This window comes from Williamsia phyllosphaerae, assembly GCF_014635305.1.
Taxonomy (GTDB): domain Bacteria; phylum Actinomycetota; class Actinomycetes; order Mycobacteriales; family Mycobacteriaceae; genus Williamsia_A; species Williamsia_A phyllosphaerae.
Window position 1 is genome coordinate 521,235 of the sequence record NZ_BMCS01000003.1, and the last position, 17,404, is coordinate 538,638.

General features: G+C 69.2%; 16 protein-coding genes. 13 read left to right on the plus strand and 3 right to left on the minus strand.

Going from position 1 to position 17,404, the window contains the following annotated elements; all coding sequences use genetic code 11:
• The first annotated feature begins 82 nt into the window (after window positions 1-82).
• The 3 genes from IEV93_RS20970 to IEV93_RS20980 are packed head-to-tail and all read left to right on the plus strand — an operon-like array spanning window position 83 to window position 2,629.
• Window positions 83-928, plus strand: a complete 846-nt coding sequence (locus IEV93_RS20970; protein WP_229705375.1) for a DUF3097 domain-containing protein — start codon at window positions 83-85, stop codon at window positions 926-928.
• A gap of 52 nt (window positions 929-980) precedes the next feature.
• Window positions 981-1,409: an NfeD family protein gene (locus tag IEV93_RS20975; protein ID WP_188492634.1), complete on the plus strand. Its 429-nt coding sequence runs from the start codon at window positions 981-983 to the stop codon at window positions 1,407-1,409.
• Between the two features lie 8 nt (window positions 1,410-1,417).
• Window positions 1,418-2,629, plus strand: coding sequence for an SPFH domain-containing protein (locus tag IEV93_RS20980; protein WP_188492636.1), 1,212 nt, complete (start codon window positions 1,418-1,420; stop codon window positions 2,627-2,629).
• A 33-nt stretch (window positions 2,630-2,662) separates the two neighbouring features.
• Here IEV93_RS20980 and IEV93_RS20985 read toward each other — a convergent pair whose 3' ends face one another.
• The 3 genes from IEV93_RS20985 to IEV93_RS20995 form a co-directional block, all read right to left on the minus strand.
• Complete coding sequence (locus tag IEV93_RS20985; RefSeq protein WP_188492638.1) at window positions 2,663-3,256, minus strand: hypothetical protein; 594 nt, start codon at window positions 3,254-3,256, stop codon at window positions 2,663-2,665.
• Window positions 3,253-3,855 carry a hypothetical protein gene (locus tag IEV93_RS20990; RefSeq protein WP_188492641.1) on the minus strand — a complete coding sequence of 201 codons (603 nt, stop codon included), beginning with the start codon at window positions 3,853-3,855 and terminating at the stop codon, window positions 3,253-3,255. The genes IEV93_RS20985 and IEV93_RS20990 overlap by 4 nt, the downstream gene beginning before the upstream one ends.
• Window positions 3,856-3,928: 73 nt before the next feature.
• Window positions 3,929-4,663 carry a TVP38/TMEM64 family protein gene (locus tag IEV93_RS20995; RefSeq protein ID WP_229705376.1) on the minus strand — a complete coding sequence of 245 codons (735 nt, stop codon included), beginning with the start codon at window positions 4,661-4,663 and terminating at the stop codon, window positions 3,929-3,931.
• A 165-nt stretch (window positions 4,664-4,828) separates the two neighbouring features.
• Here IEV93_RS20995 and IEV93_RS21000 point away from each other — a divergent pair, with 165 nt between their 5' ends.
• From IEV93_RS21000 to IEV93_RS21045, 10 genes are all read left to right on the plus strand, one after another.
• Complete coding sequence (locus IEV93_RS21000) at window positions 4,829-6,793, plus strand: methylmalonyl-CoA mutase family protein (RefSeq protein WP_188493295.1); 1,965 nt, start codon at window positions 4,829-4,831, stop codon at window positions 6,791-6,793.
• A gap of 8 nt (window positions 6,794-6,801) precedes the next feature.
• The gene (gene scpA, locus IEV93_RS21005; protein ID WP_188492643.1) at window positions 6,802-9,054 is read left to right on the plus strand and encodes a methylmalonyl-CoA mutase; all 2,253 of its coding nucleotides are present in this window, start codon (window positions 6,802-6,804) and stop codon (window positions 9,052-9,054) included.
• 16 nt (window positions 9,055-9,070) lie between these two features.
• Window positions 9,071-10,060, plus strand: coding sequence for a methylmalonyl Co-A mutase-associated GTPase MeaB (gene meaB, locus IEV93_RS21010; RefSeq protein WP_188492645.1), 990 nt, complete (start codon window positions 9,071-9,073; stop codon window positions 10,058-10,060).
• Between the two features lie 136 nt (window positions 10,061-10,196).
• Complete coding sequence (locus tag IEV93_RS21015) at window positions 10,197-11,090, plus strand: carbon-nitrogen hydrolase family protein (protein ID WP_188492647.1); 894 nt, start codon at window positions 10,197-10,199, stop codon at window positions 11,088-11,090.
• Window positions 11,083-11,370, plus strand: a complete 288-nt coding sequence (locus tag IEV93_RS21020) for an MSMEG_0570 family nitrogen starvation response protein (protein WP_188492649.1) — start codon at window positions 11,083-11,085, stop codon at window positions 11,368-11,370. Before IEV93_RS21015 ends, IEV93_RS21020 begins: the two co-directional genes overlap by 8 nt.
• A gap of 45 nt (window positions 11,371-11,415) precedes the next feature.
• Window positions 11,416-12,723, plus strand: coding sequence for an MSMEG_0569 family flavin-dependent oxidoreductase (locus IEV93_RS21025; protein ID WP_188492651.1), 1,308 nt, complete (start codon window positions 11,416-11,418; stop codon window positions 12,721-12,723).
• 4 nt (window positions 12,724-12,727) lie between these two features.
• Window positions 12,728-14,203, plus strand: a complete 1,476-nt coding sequence (locus IEV93_RS21030; RefSeq protein WP_268237536.1) for an AMP-binding protein — start codon at window positions 12,728-12,730, stop codon at window positions 14,201-14,203.
• Between the two features lie 119 nt (window positions 14,204-14,322).
• Window positions 14,323-14,847, plus strand: a complete 525-nt coding sequence (locus IEV93_RS21035) for an MSMEG_0572/Sll0783 family nitrogen starvation response protein (RefSeq protein WP_188492655.1) — start codon at window positions 14,323-14,325, stop codon at window positions 14,845-14,847.
• Between the two features lie 9 nt (window positions 14,848-14,856).
• The gene (locus IEV93_RS21040; RefSeq protein ID WP_188492657.1) at window positions 14,857-15,912 is read left to right on the plus strand and encodes an MSMEG_0568 family radical SAM protein; all 1,056 of its coding nucleotides are present in this window, start codon (window positions 14,857-14,859) and stop codon (window positions 15,910-15,912) included.
• Between the two features lie 43 nt (window positions 15,913-15,955).
• Window positions 15,956-17,365 (plus strand): MSMEG_0567/sll0787 family protein, encoded by a 1,410-nt coding sequence (locus tag IEV93_RS21045; RefSeq protein WP_188493297.1) that lies wholly within the window; start codon window positions 15,956-15,958, stop codon window positions 17,363-17,365.
• Window positions 17,366-17,404: the final 39 nt, after the last annotated feature.

Here is a 17,404-nt window from a genome sequence, read left to right on the forward strand (position 1 = left end):
GCATCGGATTCACCGTCGCCGCACCGACCCACCTCGGCGTGGCTCCGCGACGGGCCCCACGCCGATCCCTACGGTGGTCGGAGTGAGCGCATTCTCCGGCACCGATCCTTACGGAACCGACATCCTCGCCGGTGGCGGCCACCGACGCCGCCCGGTCGTTCCCGAGGTGCCCGCCGACCCCGGCACGGTGGTCGAGGACGCCGCAACCGGTTTCTGCGGCGCGGTCGTCGGGTTCGAGAAGGGCTACGACGGCGACTACGTCCGCCTCGAGGACCGCAGGGGAGCCACCCGGATCTTCGGGATGCGACCGTCGGCCTTCCTCATCGACGGCGCCACGGTGACCCTGACCAAGCCGGTGGCCCCGGCCGCAGGCCGCACGCTGACCGCCTCGGGATCCGTCGCGGCGCCCACCCGGCGGGCACGGACTGCACGGGCCAGCCGGATCTTCGTCGAGGGCGTGCACGACGCGGCGCTCGTCGAGCGTGTCTGGGGCGACGACCTGCGCGCCGAGGGTGTGGTGGTGGAGAGCCTCGACGGACTCGACAACCTCGACGCCGTCCTCGACGAGTTCGCACCGGCCCCGCATCGTCGGGCCGGCGTACTCGTCGATCACCTCGTCGCGAACTCGAAGGAGTCGCGCCTCACCGCCGAGGTCGGGCCGGACGTCCTCGTCTGCGGACATCCCTTCATCGATGTCTGGGAGGCGGTCAAACCGGAGCGGATGGGGATCGCGCACTGGCCGCGGGTGCCGCGCGGAGAAGAGTGGAAGGCCGGCGTGTGCCGCCGGTTGGGCTGGGGCACACCGAAAGACGGGTGGCGACGGATCTACGGCCAGGTGCACGACTACCGCGACATCCGTGTCGAACTGATGCGCAGCGTCGAGGAACTCATCGATTTCGTCACCGCAGGCGAGGACGGACAGGCCTGAGGTTCCTGTACGGATCAACCGGCAGGATGCCGAATTCTGGCACTATGGACCCATGGCGGCTCTGGTGTGGTTGGCCGCGGCGCTCGTACTCCTGGGCGTCGAGGCACTCAGTGGTGAACTGATCCTGCTCATGTTGGCGGGTGGCGCACTCGCCGCGTCCGGGAGCGCATTCTTCTTCGATCTGCCGATCGTCATCGACGGCGTCATCTTCGCCGTGACATCGGTTCTCCTGTTGACCGCGGCTCGTCCCGTGGCCAAGCGACATCTCATGCGCCGCCCTGCTCTGGCCACCAATGCCGAAGCGTTACAAGGAAAAACCGCCGTGGTGACCGCCGAGGTCACCGGGCGGGGCGGGCAGGTCCGACTCGACGGGGACACCTGGTCGGCGCGGGCCATGCACGACGCCGACGTGTACGAGACAGGCCAGGACGTGATGGTCATGGCGATCGACGGAGCTACCGCGGTCGTGTGGAAGGGGTAGGTGCGCTGATGATTGCCGGACTCGTCGTGGTGGTGGTGCTGGTTCTGCTGGCGTCGATCATCCTGTTCCGATCGGTTGCGTTGATACCGCAGGCCGAGGCCGCCGTTATCGAACGACTGGGGCGCTACACGAAGACGGTGTCGGGGCAGCTCACCCTGCTCATCCCGTTCGTCGATCGCATCCGTGCCCGCGTCGACCTCCGCGAGCAGGTCGTCTCCTTCCCGCCCCAGCCGGTCATCACCGAGGACAACCTGACCCTGTCCATCGACACCGTCGTGTACTTCCAGGTGACGGTGCCGCAGTCGGCGGTCTACGAGATCAACGACTACATCATCGGTGTCGAGCAGCTCGCGACCACGACACTGCGCAACGTGGTCGGCGGCATGACGCTCGAGGAGACCCTGACCTCGCGTGACTCCATCAACGCCCAGCTGCGTGGCGTTCTCGACGAGGCCACCGGACGGTGGGGACTCCGTGTCGCCCGCGTCGAGCTCAAGAGCATCATGCCGCCGCCGTCGATCCAGGAGTCGATGGAGAAGCAGATGAAGGCCGACCGCGAGAAGCGCGCCATGATCCTCACCGCGGAAGGCCAGCGGGAGTCGTCGATCAAGACCGCCGAGGGCAACAAGCAGAGTCAGATCCTCTCCGCCGAGGGCGCCAAGCAGGCCGCCATCCTCGCCGCCGAGGCCGACCGGCAGTCGCGGATCCTCAGCGCGCAGGGTGAGCGCGCGGCGCAGTACCTGTACGCGCAGGGTGAGGCCAAGTCGATCGAGAAGGTGTTCGCCGCGATCAAGGCGGGCAAGCCGACACCGGAGCTCCTGGCCTACCAGTACCTGCAGAAACTGCCGGAAATGGCCGCAGGCGAGGGGAACTCGGTGTGGGTCGTGCCGTCGGACTTCGGGTCGGCGCTCCAGGGCTTCGCGAAGTCGTTCGGCGCGCAGGGGGACGACGGCGTGTTCCGCTACGAGTCCTCCGACCACGACGTGCCGCCCACGGTCGACGATTCCGATGTCGAGGACTGGTTCGACCTCGCGTCGGACCCGAAGGTCGCACAGGCGGTCGCCGAGGCCGAGGCCGTCGCCCGCAAGCCGGTGGCCGAGCCGCTCACGTCGCGATCGCAGTCGTCGGCTCCGGAGACGGTGCTCGGTGGCCGCGACCGCGGGTACCCCGATGCCGATCAGGGCGAGATCTCACCGGGCGAGGACACCGACCGCACCTGAGTTCGCCGGCGGCCGCCCATCGCGGGCAGGCAGTCAACTGACGATGAGGTGTGCGGTGCCCGCCACGGCGACGGCGTAGAGCACCGAACCGAACGTGCCGATGATGAACTGCTCACCGGCGTGCGCCTCGCGGAGTTCGGGATACCGGGCCAGTCCCTTCACGGCGAGGATGATCGCGAGCCCCTCCGGCCAGCCGAGGATGAGGGTCACCGCGACCGCCCCGCGCTCGAGGAAGCCGATGACGCGGCCACCGCGCAGTGGCGGTGCGGCAAGCGGCTCGGCCGAGTCGGGGTCATCGGGTGTTGCCGAGACCGGGGACATCGACTCGTCGGTCGACATCGGGGTGTCCGACCGCCAGGGGTCGACACCACCGAGGATCAGGACCGATCGGACCACCGCGCCACCGCCGGTCATCGCGGCGATGACCGCCGCGCACTGGGCGATCCGGGCGCCCACACCGTCGGCCGGTCCGGCGATGCCGGCGACGACAGCGGTCACCGCGAGCAGCACCAGCGTCACCGATGCCGCGAACAGCACCGGGGTCACGCGGTGTGTGCGGGCGATCGGGTGCAGTGCTGCGGGCAGTACCGCGAGTGCCACGAGCAGTGAGACGGCGGTGATCGTCATCCGATGGGCTCCTGTTCCGGGGTCTGCGCTCGTCTCAGCATCTCGGTGACCAGAGCGTGGGTGTCGGCGTCGATGTCCCAGCGCGCGCTGCGGAGTCGTTGCGACATCGCCTGTGGGGTGATCCCGAGTGTGGCAGCAGCCTCTGACTGACTGGGCGCCGCACGCATCGCGTCGACCGCGGCGGCCCCGGGTTCGCTGCGCCCGAGCACGAGGTCCCCGAGCAGTCGGGCCGCGGTCTGCGCGAGTCGACATCCGTCGTCGTCGGGACCGCGAACGGCCACCGGGACACGTGATCGTTTGGCCCCGTCCACCGCCTCGCGTGCGTACTCGAACGCGGGCCCACGTCCGGCCCGGGTGGTACGCGGCAGCGGGGTGTCGACCGGACCGGTTCCCACGCCGACACTCCAGTGGCCGGTCCGTACGAGTTCGGCGATCAGGCGGGTGACCTCGGCGGGATCGTCGAGGACACCTTGGATCTCGTCGCCTGCCGTGCGTTCGAAAGGGCGGACGGTGATCGCGCCCGCGAGCACGTCGAGGACGAACCCGACACGGTCGACGTCGCGGCGACTGTTCCGCTGGTCGACAGTCATCACGAACACGGCAACCTCCGTAAGGCTTCTGACTTGATTCAACAAAATCAAGTATGGACCCTTTACTGAGAAGAATCCAGTCTCACGACTTGATGACGGGGGAGGAGTGATCCGCGGTGGACTCGGACGGGACCACCCGGTCGCGTCGGTCCAATGCGATGTCGGCGGCCAGGCCACCGATCCCCACCAGGAAGAACGTGGCGCTGAACGCCAGTGTGATCGGGTTCAACCGGCCGGTGAGCGCATCCCCGACGAACACGATGGACGCGGTTCCGGGCGCCATGCCGACCACCGAACCGAGCAGGTACGACCGCAGCGGCACCGATGACAGGCCCGAACAGTAGTTGACGACCGAGAACGGGCAGGCCGCGATCAGACGCAGGGAACCCACCGCCAACCATCCGCGGCGACGCAACCGGTGTTCGATGCTCGCGACGATCGGACGGTCCACGAACCGCTGGACGCGTCGTCGGCCGAGTCGACGCGCCAGGAGAAAGGCGAGCGCCGCGGCGACGGTGGAGGCGACCATCGCGCCGACGAAGCCGACCATCGGTCCGAACAGCAGACCCGACGAGACGGTGAACGCCGTACGCGGGATGGGGCCGACGGTGACGAGCGCGTAGGCGCAGAAGAACAGGGCCACGAACCCCGGACCGACCGAGTCGGCCCAGGTCCGCAGATATCCCACCGACGGGAGCGGGACCACATAGGCCAGCGCGATCACCGCGATGACGACCAGTCCGGCCAGCGCCGCGGTCACCAGGGTGCGCACCGGAGAGCGCTCGACCGCGTCGTCGGGTCGTTCGGGTGCGGTCACCCGTCGAGCATACGAACCCGATCACGATGTGGCGTGGATCGCACTGCCGGGGTGACGGCCCGAGCGATCGATCGGCTAGTGTCGGTTCACCGATGGACCGCCGGGCAGATCGCCCTCGAATACGTCCTCACGCTGCGGCGGGTTCGGGCGAGGAAGGCAGGCGCGATGTCCGACGGTGACACCTCGAATGCGGACACCACGACTGCAGACGACCCCACGACCGCGGCCTCCGGCTCGGCATTGCACGACACGTACGAGCAGTGGTCGCGCTCGGCCGCCGCGGTTCTCGCGAAGTCGCGCCGGGTGTCGGTCGACGAACTGCCGGGCACTCCCGAGGAGCTCCTGGCCACGGATCTCCCGGGGTCGCTGACCGTCAAGCCGCTCTACACCCGACGCGACGAACTCCCGGAGTCCTCGTTGCCGGGTCAGTTCCCGTTCGTACGGGGCAGCGACGCCGACCGGGACCCGATCATGGGGTGGCGCGTCACCGAACGGTTCGGGGATCCGAGTTCGCCGAACGACCCCGGCGCGATCAACGACGCCATCATCGATGCTCTGGAGAACGGTGCCAGCGGCCTGTGGTTGTCGGTCGGCGCCGACGGGATCGCGCTCGACGACCTCGCCGCGGCCCTCGACGGCGTCCTGTTCGACCTGGTGCCGGTCACGATCGACGCCGGAGTCGACGGCATCGCCGCGGCGCAGACACTGCTCGATCTGCTGCCCGACGATCACCGACCGAGCGTGTCGACCGTCATCAACCTCGGACTCGCCCCGCTCACCTCGGCCTATTCGACGCGTCCCGACGTCGACCTCGCGGCCGCGGTGGACATCGCCCACCGGGCCGGGACCCGCGCCCGCGCGCTGCGCGTCGACGGCACCGATTTCGCCGCGGCGGGCGCCACCGACGTCGCGGAATTGGCGTTCTCTGTCGCCGCCGGAGTCGACTACCTGCGCGCCCTCACCGACTCCGGGCTGTCGCCCGAGCAGGCACTGGGTCAACTCACCTTCGCCCTCGGCGCGTCCGACGACCAGTTCCTCTCGATCGCGAAATTCCGTGCGCTGCGCCGACTCTGGGCGCGTGTCGCCGACGTGGTCGGTGCGCCGAACGCCGGCGGCGCCGTCACTCACGCCGTCACCACGATCGGGATGTTCTCCCAGCGCGACGCGTGGGTGAACATGCTGCGGTCGACAGTGGCCGCGTTCGGGGCCGGGGTGGGCGGAGCCGACCAGGTGACCGTGCTCGGTTTCGACGCCGCCCTCCCGCTCGAGGCACGCACCTCGAGTCCCGCCTTCTCCCGCCGCATGGCCCGCAACACCCAGCTCCTCCTGCTGGAGGAGTCGAATCTGGGTCGCGTTCTCGACCCCGCGGGCGGCTCGTGGTTCGTCGAGTCGCTCACCGACGACGTCGCGCATGCGGCGTGGGCCCTGTTCCAGACGGTGGAGGGACACGGCGGTTACCGGGCCGCGCTCGAGAGCGGGTTCATCGCCGACCAGATCGCCGAGTCGCTGGCCGAGCGGGACCGCGCCGTCGCCCACCGCACCGTCCCGCTGACCGGGATCAGCGAGTTCCCGAACCTCGACGAGAGGCCACTCGTCGAGTCCGGGTCCGCCACGTCGGCGAACACGCCGGTCGCGCCGGCGCCACCCAACCTGGTCCGTACGGCACACCAGTTCGAGGAACTGCGTGACGCCTCCGACCGTGCACTGGCCGAGTCCGGCGCACGACCCACGATCGTGCTGATCCCGCTGGGTCCTGTCGCCGAGCACAACGGCCGCACCACCTTCGTCGCGAACCTGCTGGCCGCGGGCGGCATCGCCGCGATCAACCCCGGTCCGCTGCGCCCCGAGCAGATCGCCGATGCGGTGGCCGCGGCCGGTGACCCGTCCGTCGCGGTCCTGTGTGCCGCGAACCCCCGCTATCGCGAGGAGGGCGCCGCGGCACTCGACGCAGTGCGCGGCGCCGGGGTGCGGACGGTCCACGTCGCCGGTCCGGCCTCGGCGTGGCCCTCGGAGGCGCCCGCCCCCGACGATTTCGTCGGCATCGGTGTCGATGCGATCGACACGTTGACGTCCCTGCAGCAACTCCTCGGTGTCGGTGCCCGTTCGGGCTCCGGGGCCGCCAACCGATAGGACGCGCGGTGACCACCACCCGATCCACGATCGCCACCTTCGCCGACGTCGCGCTCGACCCCGAGACACCGTCGGAGACGACCCCGACGGCACCCGTCGCCGCATCGGCCCAGCCCGAGGCGGCCTGGACCACGCCCGAGCAGATCGACGTGGCACCGGTCTTCGGACGGGCCGACCGCGACGCGGTCGCCGACGACGCCGGTGAGCATCCCTACCCGCTCGACTCGGTTCCCGGGGCGGCACCGTTCCTGCGGGGCCCGTACCCGACGATGTACGTCAACCAGCCGTGGACCATCCGGCAGTACGCCGGGTTCTCCACTGCCGCCGAGTCGAACGCCTTCTACCGCCGCAACCTCGCGGCCGGGCAGAAGGGGCTGTCGGTCGCCTTCGATCTCGCGACCCACCGCGGCTACGACTCCGACCACCCGCGGGTGCAGGGCGACGTCGGCATGGCCGGTGTCGCGATCGACTCGATCCTCGACATGCGCCAACTCTTCGACGGCATCGATCTGGGGTCGGTGTCGGTGTCGATGACCATGAACGGCGCCGTGCTGCCGATCCTGGCGCTCTACGTGGCCGCCGCCGAGGAGCAGGGCGTCGGACCGGAGAAGCTGGCCGGGACGATCCAGAACGACATCCTCAAAGAGTTCATGGTCCGCAACACCTACATCTATCCGCCGAAGCCGTCGATGCGGATCATCTCCGACATCTTCGCCTACACCAGCGAGCGGATGCCGCGGTACAACTCGATCTCGATCTCCGGCTATCACATCCAGGAAGCCGGTGCCACAGCCGATCTCGAGCTGGCCTACACCCTCGCCGACGGGGTCGAGTACATCCGCGCAGGACTGGCCGCGGGCATGGACATCGACTCGTTCGCGCCCCGGCTGTCCTTCTTCTGGGGCATCGGGATGAACTTCTTCATGGAGGTCGCCAAACTGCGTGCGGCCCGACTCATCTGGAGCGAGCTCGTCGCCCAGTTCGAACCGAAGAACCCGAAATCGCGCTCGCTGCGCACACATTCGCAGACCTCGGGATGGTCACTCACCGCACAGGACCCGTTCAACAACGTCGCCCGCACCTGTATCGAGGCGATGGCCGCCACCCAGGGGCACACCCAGTCCCTGCACACCAACGCCCTCGACGAGGCCCTCGCACTGCCCACCGACTTCTCCGCCCGCATCGCACGCAACACACAGCTGTTGCTGCAGCAGGAGTCGGGCACCACGCGACCCATCGACCCCTGGGGCGGTTCGTACTACGTGGAATGGTTGACCCACCAGCTCGCCCAGCGCACCCGCGAGCACATCGCCGAGGTCGAGGAGGCCGGCGGCATGGCGCAGGCCATCAACGAGGGCATCCCGAAGCTGCGTATCGAGGAGGCCGCGGCCCGCACCCAGGCCCGGATCGACTCGGGGCGCCAACCCGTCATCGGCATCAACAAGTACCGCGTCGACTCCGACCAGGAGGTCGAGGTCCTCAAGGTCGAGAACAGTCGCGTGCAGTCCGAGCAGCTCGAGAAGCTGGCCTCGCTGCGGGCCTCGCGCGACACTGCGAAGGTCGAGGCGGCCCTGGCCGATCTGACCCGCGCCGCGGCCGACATCTCCGGCGGGATGGGCAACAACCTGATGGCACTGGCCATCGAGGCCGCCCGCCACCAGGCGACGGTCGGGGAGATCTCCGAGGCGATGGAGAAGGTCTACGGTCGGCATCAGGCCGAGATCAAGACCATCAGCGGGGTGTATCGGGATGAGGCGGGACAGGTGAGCAACATCGACGCCGCGATCGAGATCGTGCATCAGTTCGCCGAGGCGGAGGGACGTCGTCCCCGCGTGCTCGTCGCGAAGATGGGTCAGGACGGCCACGACCGCGGGCAGAAGGTCATCGCGACCGCCTTCGCCGACCTCGGTTTCGACGTGGACGTGGGCCCGCTGTTCCAGACCCCGGACGAGGTGGCGCAGCAGGCGGCGGACAACGACGTGCACGTGGTGGGCGTGAGCTCACTCGCCGCCGGTCACCTCACACTGGTGCCCGCACTCAGGGCGGCACTGGCCGCGGTCGGCCGCGAGGACATCATGATCGTGGTCGGCGGCGTCATCCCGCCCGGCGACTTCGACGAGTTGTACGCCGCGGGTGCGGCCGCGATCTTCCCGCCGGGCACCGTGATCGCCGACAGCGCGGTGGAACTCATCACCAAGCTGGCCGCCGAACTGGGCCACGACCTGTCGGGTGCAGTCCCCGCGGACCCGGCAGTGCAGTGAGTCCGACCCTCATCTGATGCCACGTCAACCCATCGACCCGCAGGCCCTGGCCGAGGCGGTCCGATCCGACAGCCGACCGCAGCTCGCGCGGGCGATCACCCTGATCGAGTCGACGCGCGCCGACCACCGTGCGCTGGCGCAGGAGTTGCTGCTCGACCTCACCCCCGACTCAGGGCGCTCGTACCGTGTCGGCATCACCGGCGTCCCCGGCGTGGGCAAGTCCACCGCCATCGAGGCGCTGGGGATGTACCTCATCGAGCAGGGTCACAAGGTCGCGGTGCTCGCGGTCGATCCGTCGTCGACGCGTACCGGGGGCTCGATCCTGGGGGACAAGACCCGCATGGGACGGCTGTCGGTCGCACCGCAGGCCTACATCCGGCCGTCGCCGACGTCGGGCACGCTCGGGGGAGTCGCAAAGGCCACCCGCGAGACCATCGTGCTGCTCGAGGCCGCCGGTTTCGACGTCGTCCTCGTCGAGACCGTCGGCGTCGGGCAGTCCGAGGTCACCGTCGCCAACATGGTCGACAGCTTCTGCTTCCTCACCCTCGCGCGCACCGGCGACTCGTTGCAGGGCATCAAGAAGGGTGTCCTCGAACTCGCCGACATCGTCGTGGTAAACAAGGCCGACGGCAAGCACGAACGCGAGGCCCGCTCGGCCGCACGCGAACTCGGTGGTGCGATCCGACTGCTCTACCCGCACGACGCGCTGTGGCTGCCCCCGGTGCTGACGATGAGCGCACTGGAGAACGTCGGCGTGGACGATTTCTGGCAGACGGTGCTGCGGCACAAGAAGGTGCTCGCCGACGCGGGTCGATTCGAGTCACGGCGCGCCCAGCAACAGGTCGACTGGATGTGGGCGATGGTCAACGACCAGCTCATGCATCGTCTCGACACCGACCCGACCGTGCGGTCCACCCGCAGGCGGGTCGAGCAGGAGGTTCGCGCGGGAACGCTGACGCCGGCCCTCGCCGCCACCGCCATCGTCGAGGCGTTCGACCAGAGCTGATCGCGCACTGCACATTTCGATCGTGTGAACCGCGTGAGGGCAATGACCCATGTCATTGTTCTCCGCGTAACCATCGGGAAACACCTCGGGAGTCAACTGGGTCACAGGAGAAATCGACCCCACCGAAGGACAACCGATGACAACCATCGCAGCGGTCGCCGCCAACTTCACCCGCGACCTCGAGCAGAATTATGCACTGATCCAGACGCTCACCACGCAGGCCCGCGAGAAGGGCGTCGAGTTCCTCGTCTTCCCCGAGGCGGCGATCGGCGGCTACCTGTCGTCGCTGGGCAACCACGGCGACACGGTCAAGAACACCGATCGCTCACTGCCGCCGGCGATCTCCCTCGACGGTCCGGAGATCCGCCGGGTCCAGCAGATCGTCGGCGATCTCGTCGTCGCCATCGGATTCTGTGAGCTGGACCGCGACGGTGAGACCCGGTACAACGCCGCGGCCGTGCTCGACGGCCACCGCATCTACGGCAGTTACCGCAAGGTGCATCAGCCGCTCGGCGAGAACATGTCGTACTCCGCCGGCTCGGAGTACCCGGTCTTCGACACCCCGGTCGGCCGCGTCGGTCTCCAGATCTGTTACGACAAGGCCTTTCCCGAGGCCGCGCGGTCGATGGCACTCGACGGCGCCGAGATCATCGCCAGCCTGTCGGCGTGGCCGGCCGCGCGGACCGCGACCGCGACCGACCTGCAGGAGGACCGCTGGACCTACCGGTTCAACCTGTTCGACATGGCCCGGGCGTTGGACAACCAGGTGTTCTGGGTGGCGTCCAACCAGTCGGGCACCTTCGGGTCGCTCAACTACGTGGGCAACGCGAAAGTGGTCGATCCCGGCGGGAACGTCCTGGCCACCACGCTCCTGGGCAGCGGGATGGCGGTCGCCGACATCGACATCGAGGGCACCTTCCGCGCGATGCGCGGCGGCATGTTCCATCTCCGCGATCGCCGTCCCGACGTCTACGGCGCGCTCACCGACGCCGATCACACCGCCGCGTGGAACGGGTTGGCCCGTGCCTGAGATGACGTTCGAGGTGCGGTGGCCCGACGGCGCCGTGGAGAACTGCTACTCACCGAGCCTGGTGATGCACGACCATCTCACCGTCGGCGGCAGCTACACCGTCGCGGAGTTCATCGACCGTTCCACCACCGCGCTGTCCGAGGCCAGTGATCGTGTGCGCGCGAAGTACGGCTTCGCATGCACGTCGGCCGCCGCGACGACGCACCAGATCACCACGAGCGCAGCGCGTTACCCGGCGGACGCGCACGTCGACATCGTGTCCATGCATCCGCCGCTGTAGCACCCACCGTCCGCGAACCACTCCTCCCAGCGAGTAGAGAACCCCATGAGCACAACAGCTCCCGTCCACTCGGACGACACCACCCACATCCCCGTCATCGTCATCGGCGGCGGCCAGGCCGGCCTGTCGGTCAGCTGGTACCTCGGCGCAGCCGACATCGACCACCTCGTCGTCGAGGCGGGCACCCCGATGCACCAGTGGGCCGACACCCGCTGGGACAACTTCACCCTCGTCACCCCCAACTGGCACTGCCGACTGCCGGGATACGTCTACTCCGGGGATGACCCGGACGGCTTCATGACCCGCGACGAGGTCGTCGACTGGTTGAGCGGCTGGCTCGACACGTTCTCCCCACCGCTGCGCACCGGCACCCGGGTGACACGCCTGTCGCACGGCGAACACGGTGGCTACGAGCTCATGACCGAGGGGGAGCAGGGCCCGGAGATCCTGACCTGCGACGAGGTGGTCGTCGCGACCGGCGGATACCCCGTCCCGGTCGTCCCGGGCTTCGCCCCGACCCTGGATCCCTCGATCCATCAGCTGCACTCCGAGGAGTACCGCAACGCCGATCAACTCGCCGACGGCGCCGTGCTCGTCGTCGGGTCGGGTCAGTCCGGAGCGCAGATCGCCGAGGACCTGCACCTCGACGGACGAGCGGTACACCTGGCCATCGGCACCGCACCGCGGGTGGCCCGCTTCTACCGCGGCCGCGACTGCATGACCTGGCTCGCCGACATGGGTCTCTACGAGACCCCGGCCAGGCAGTATCCGGGCGGCAAGGCCGCCCGCGAGAAGACGAACCACTACGTCACGGGTCGCGATGGCGGGCGCGACGTCGACCTGCGCGCCTTCGCGCTCGAGGGGATGTCGCTCTACGGAACGCTCACCGACGGTCGCGACACCGGTCTCACCTTCGCCCCGACCCTGACCAGCTCGCTGGACAAGGCCGACTCGGTCTACAACTCCATCTGCGCCGACATCGACGCCCACATCGCCCGCGAGGGGATCGACGCCCCGCCGGCGTCCCGGTACGAGCCGGTGTGGCGTCCGACGACCGACCCCGAGACGCTGGATCTGGCCGCCGCGGGCATCACCACCATCATCTGGGCCATCGGGTACCGACCGGACTACCGGTGGATCGAGGCGAGCGCCTTCGACGGTGGCGGCCGACCGATGCAGACCCGTGGTGTCACCGGTGTCTCCGGTCTGTCGTTCATCGGTCTGCCGTGGATGCACACCTGGGGTTCCGGGCGTTTCCTCGGCATCGACGACGACGCGCGACACATCGCCGAGACGATCGTCGACCGAAGGCGCGGCACCGGTGGCGGACTCCGTCTCGCGGTCGGCAGCTGACCCGGTGGCCCGGCAGTCGATCTCACGCCTGATCTCCGCGCGGGCGAGGGCGGAGCCACACCGTCGACTGGTGAGCACCGATGACGGCCAGTGCGTCCTCACCGCCGAGCAGCTCGACCGGGCAGGCAACCGTCTGGCCCGCGACTACCGGGCCCGCGGTGTCCGCGCGGACGATCTCGTGACGATCGCGCTGCCCACCTCCGTGGAGTTCGTCGTCGCATGCACGGCCGTCTGGAAGCTCGGTGCCACTCCGCAACCGATGGACCCGGACATCGCACGATCGGAACGGGCCGCGCTCGAGCGACTCGACCGTCCCGCCCTGGCCGTCGGCGCCCGTCCCGCCGACACCACGATCGCGTGGCTGCCCGCGGGACACCGACCCGACGACACGGTGTCCGACTCCGCACTGCCCGACGCGTCGTCGGCGTGCTGGAAGGCGTCCACCTCGTCGGGCAGCACGGGCCGGCCCAAGGTCATCCGCAGCACCGCGCCCGCCCGGTTCGACCCCGACGCCGATGTCGCCCCGTTCCTGCCGAACCGCGCGGTCCAGTTGATCTGCGGTCCGCTGTGGCATTCGGCGACGTTCACCTACGCGTTCCGTGGGCTGATGACCGATCACCGGTTGGTGCTGGCCGACGGCTTCGACGAGCACGCGTTCACCGACATCGTCGCGCGCGAACGGATCAGCTGGGCACTGTTGTCGCCGGCCATGATCCACCGCCTCGTCCGGCTTCCCGCCGCTGTGCTCGCCGCCGCCGACACCTCGTCGATCCGGTCGGTGCTGCACCTGGGTGCCCCGTGTCCCGAGGACGACAAACGCGCCCTGATCGACTGGCTCGGCGCGCCGCGGGTACACGAGGTCTATGCCGGCAGCGAGTCCAACGGGCTGACCATGATCGACGGGTCGGACTGGCTGACCCATCCGGGCAGTGTCGGCCGGCCCATCGGCGGCACCGAGCTGTCTATTCGCGCCGACGACGGATCAGTCGTTCGGCCGGGGGTCATCGGCCAGATCTGGATGCGTCGCGCGGGTGGCGCCCGGTACACCTACGTGGGTCACCGGTCCGAACGCACAGACGACGGCTGGGACACGTTGGGCGACATGGGTACCGTCGACGACGACGGCTTCCTCACCGTCGTCGACCGCCGAACGGACACCATCCGGTGCGGTCAGAGGACCATCTACCCCGCGCGGATGGAGCAGGCGATCATCGCCCACCCCGCGATCCGCGACGCGGTCGTCTACGCCGTGCACGACGAGACCGGTGCGCAGACCGTGTCCGCGGTCCTCGACATCGCCGATTCCGACGCCGACCCTGACGAGATCGAACACTTCGCGCTCGGACACCTCGCCGCCGTCTGCCGACCCGGGCGGGTCCGCGTCGCCCGGCGCCCACTGCGCAACGCGGCCGGGAAGGTGCGGCGCAGCTCGTTCGCCACGGCCGGCGCCGGGATCGTCCCGGGCGCACGGGAAACCTGACCGCAACACCACCGCGATTGCGTAACCGCGCGTTATTCCGTCAACAACCACAACGCAATTCGGCACCGATGTAATCGATACAACCACTCAGACAGACCACCTACGAGAGGACCCTACCCATGACCGAGATCGACGACACCATCGCCGAGAACATCAAGAAATCCCTCGCCGAGATCCCGCACCCGTCCCTGCCCAAGGGCTCGAACATCTACGGCGGCACCAAGCTGTTCCCCGACTACCAGGCCGAGGACGGCGAGACGTACTTCACGTTGGTGCACGGCATCGCGCACGAGTCGTCGGTGAGCTTCGTCGCCGTCCTGCAGGCCACCCGTGCGCTACGCAAGGGTTTCGAGTCGGCGCTGTACTTCTACGGACCTGGTGCGATCAACTGCCTGGCCACACGCGGCTTCCCGACCACCGGTGACTCCGGGTTCCCGGGTGAACAGAACATCAACGACTCGCTCGCCACGTTCATCGGTGAGGGCGGCACGGTGTACTGCTGCCGGTTCGGCCTGGCGCTGCACGGTGGTCGCGAGGAGGACCTCATCGAGGGCGTCATCCCCGCCCACCCCCTCGACGTGCAGGACGCGCTGATCCACTACGCACGCAAGGGAGCCATCATCAACTCCACGTACATGGTCTAGGAGAACCCCATGTCGGTATCCACCCGAGTCGACCTCGCGCTGCTGGGTGTTCGGGGTCGCCCGCCGGTCACACGCACCGCCGGCGCGGGTCCCAGCGACGACGGTCATCTGGTCATCGACGGTCTCAATGCCGCGATTCCCCGGAACCCGCTCAGTCCCTACGTCTTCGACGGTGATCGCGTCCTGCTCGACGGCGTCGACACCGGACTCGACGTCGAGGCGGTCGACCGTCCTCGGTTCTACGACCTGATGACGCACGACGGGGTGCGATACGAGAAGTTGGCCAAGCTCCACGGCCGTGACGTGCTGGCCACCACGGTGGTGCAGACCTGCATCCGATACGACGCCGACCAGCGGTGCCGGTTCTGCTCCATCGAGGAATCACTGCGCTCGGGGGCCACGGTGGCGGTGAAGAAACCGGCGGAGCTGGCCGAGGTCGCCGAGGCGGCGGTGCGTCTCGACGGTGTCACACAGATGGTGATGACCACCGGTACGTCGGCGGGCAAGGACCGGGGTGCGCGACATCTCGCGCGCTGCGTGGCCGCCGTGAGAGCCGTCGTCCCCGATCTGCCCATCCAGGTGCAGTGTGAACCGCCCGCAGACCTGGCGACCATCACCGAGCTGTACGACGCGGGCGCCCGGTCGATCGGTATCCACGTCGAATCCCTCGACGACGACGTCCGTCGTCGGTGGATGCCCGGCAAGTCCACGGTGCCACTGGACGACTACCGCGCGGCCTGGCGCGAGGCGGTACGGGTCTTCGGGCGCAACCAGGTGTCGACCTACCTGTTGATCGGGCTCGGCGAGGACCCCGACGACGTGGTCGACGGCGCACGGGAGTTGATCGACATGGGCGTCTACCCCTTCGTGGTCCCGTTCCGACCGCACCCCGGCTCGCTCGCGGTCGACGTCGACTCGGCGCGGGCCCCGGATCCGGCTGTGGTGGAGAAGGTCTCTCGTCGAGTTGCCGAGCACCTGCAGCTGGCGGGCATGGCCGGCGCCGACCAGAACGCCGGATGTGCGGCCTGTGGCGCCTGCAGCGTGCTGCAGAACGTCGGGGGGTGACGCGGTGGACCCCACGCTGACCCTGCGGACCTCGACCGCCGAGATGTCCATCCTGTCCGGGCACCGGCGCGGTGATGCCGACCGACAACCATCGTTCATCATCCGGCCCGCCGACTCGCCCGCCGACCTCGACGCCTATCACCGGCTGCGCAGGTCGACGTTCGTCGACGACCAACGCATCTTCGCCTCCACCGATCGCGACGATGTCGACGACGACCCGAGAACCGTGGTGCTGCTGGCCCACTCGCTCGACGGCGGTGTCCTGGGCGGCGTCCGGCTCGCACCGCTCGGCGACACCGACATCGGGTGGTGGGCAGGCAGCAGGCTCGTGGTCGACACCGCTGCCCACAGCGCAGGGATCGGTCCGGCACTGGTCCGGGCCGCGTGCGCCCACGCCCAGTCGCACGGCGTACTGCGTTTCGACGCCACCGTGCAGGAGCGACACCGACCGATGTTCACCCGGTTGGGGTGGGAGAGCCACGGATCGACCCTCGTCGGCGGGACCCCGCATCAGTCGATGCGCTGGCCGCTGCACGGCATCCAGGACGTCGCCGACGCCACCAAGTCGTTTCTCGCCGAGATCCTCGATCCGCTCCGCGCACAGTCGGGTGGACTGGGCCCCGACGGCTTCCGCGGGGACGACGGCGTACCGGTTCCCGGAAGCGACATCATCGCGGCCTGCGATGCGATCATCCCGTCGATGGTCGAACGTGACCCGGAATGGGCCGGGTGGTGCTCGGTCCTGGTCAACATCAACGACCTCAGCGCCATGGGGGCCGTGCCCAGCGGCCTGCTCGACGCCGTGGGCGCACCGACACGGTCGCTGCTGACCCGGGTCGTCCGGGGGATCGCACAGGCGTCGCAGGCGTGGGGCGTCCCGGTTCTCGGCGGGCACACCCAGGTCGGGGTCCCGGCATCCCTGGCGGTCACCGCCTTCGGCACCACACGCACCCCGGTTCGGGCCGGAGGAGCGTCGGCGGGCGACGCCATCCGCCTGACCGCCGACCTCACCGGTTCGTGGCGCCCCGGCCACCACGGTCGCCAATGGGATTCGACGAGCACCCGCAGTGCACCGGACCTCCGCTCGATGACCGGTCTGGTCGCCGCCATGTCGCCACGCGCCGCCAAGGACGTCAGCATGGCCGGCATCGCCGGGACCACCGGGATGATGGCCGAGGCCTGCGGCGCCGGGGCCGAACTCGACGTCGCATCCATCCCGCGTCCCGTGTCGGCCGAGATGGGTTCGTGGCTCACGTGTTTCCCCGGGTTCGCGATGCTCACCGCCGACGCGCCGGACCGGCGCGATCCCCTTGCGGGGCGCCCCGTCCCCGACGGGGTCGTTGCCGCACGCTGCGGCCGTCTCACCGCCGATCCCGGGGTGCGCCTGCGGTGGCCGGACGGGATCACCACGGTCGCCGTGACCGCCGGCGTCACCGGTCTCGGACGAGCGTGACGGGCGACTCGGATGCACGGCAACGACTTTGACCGACCC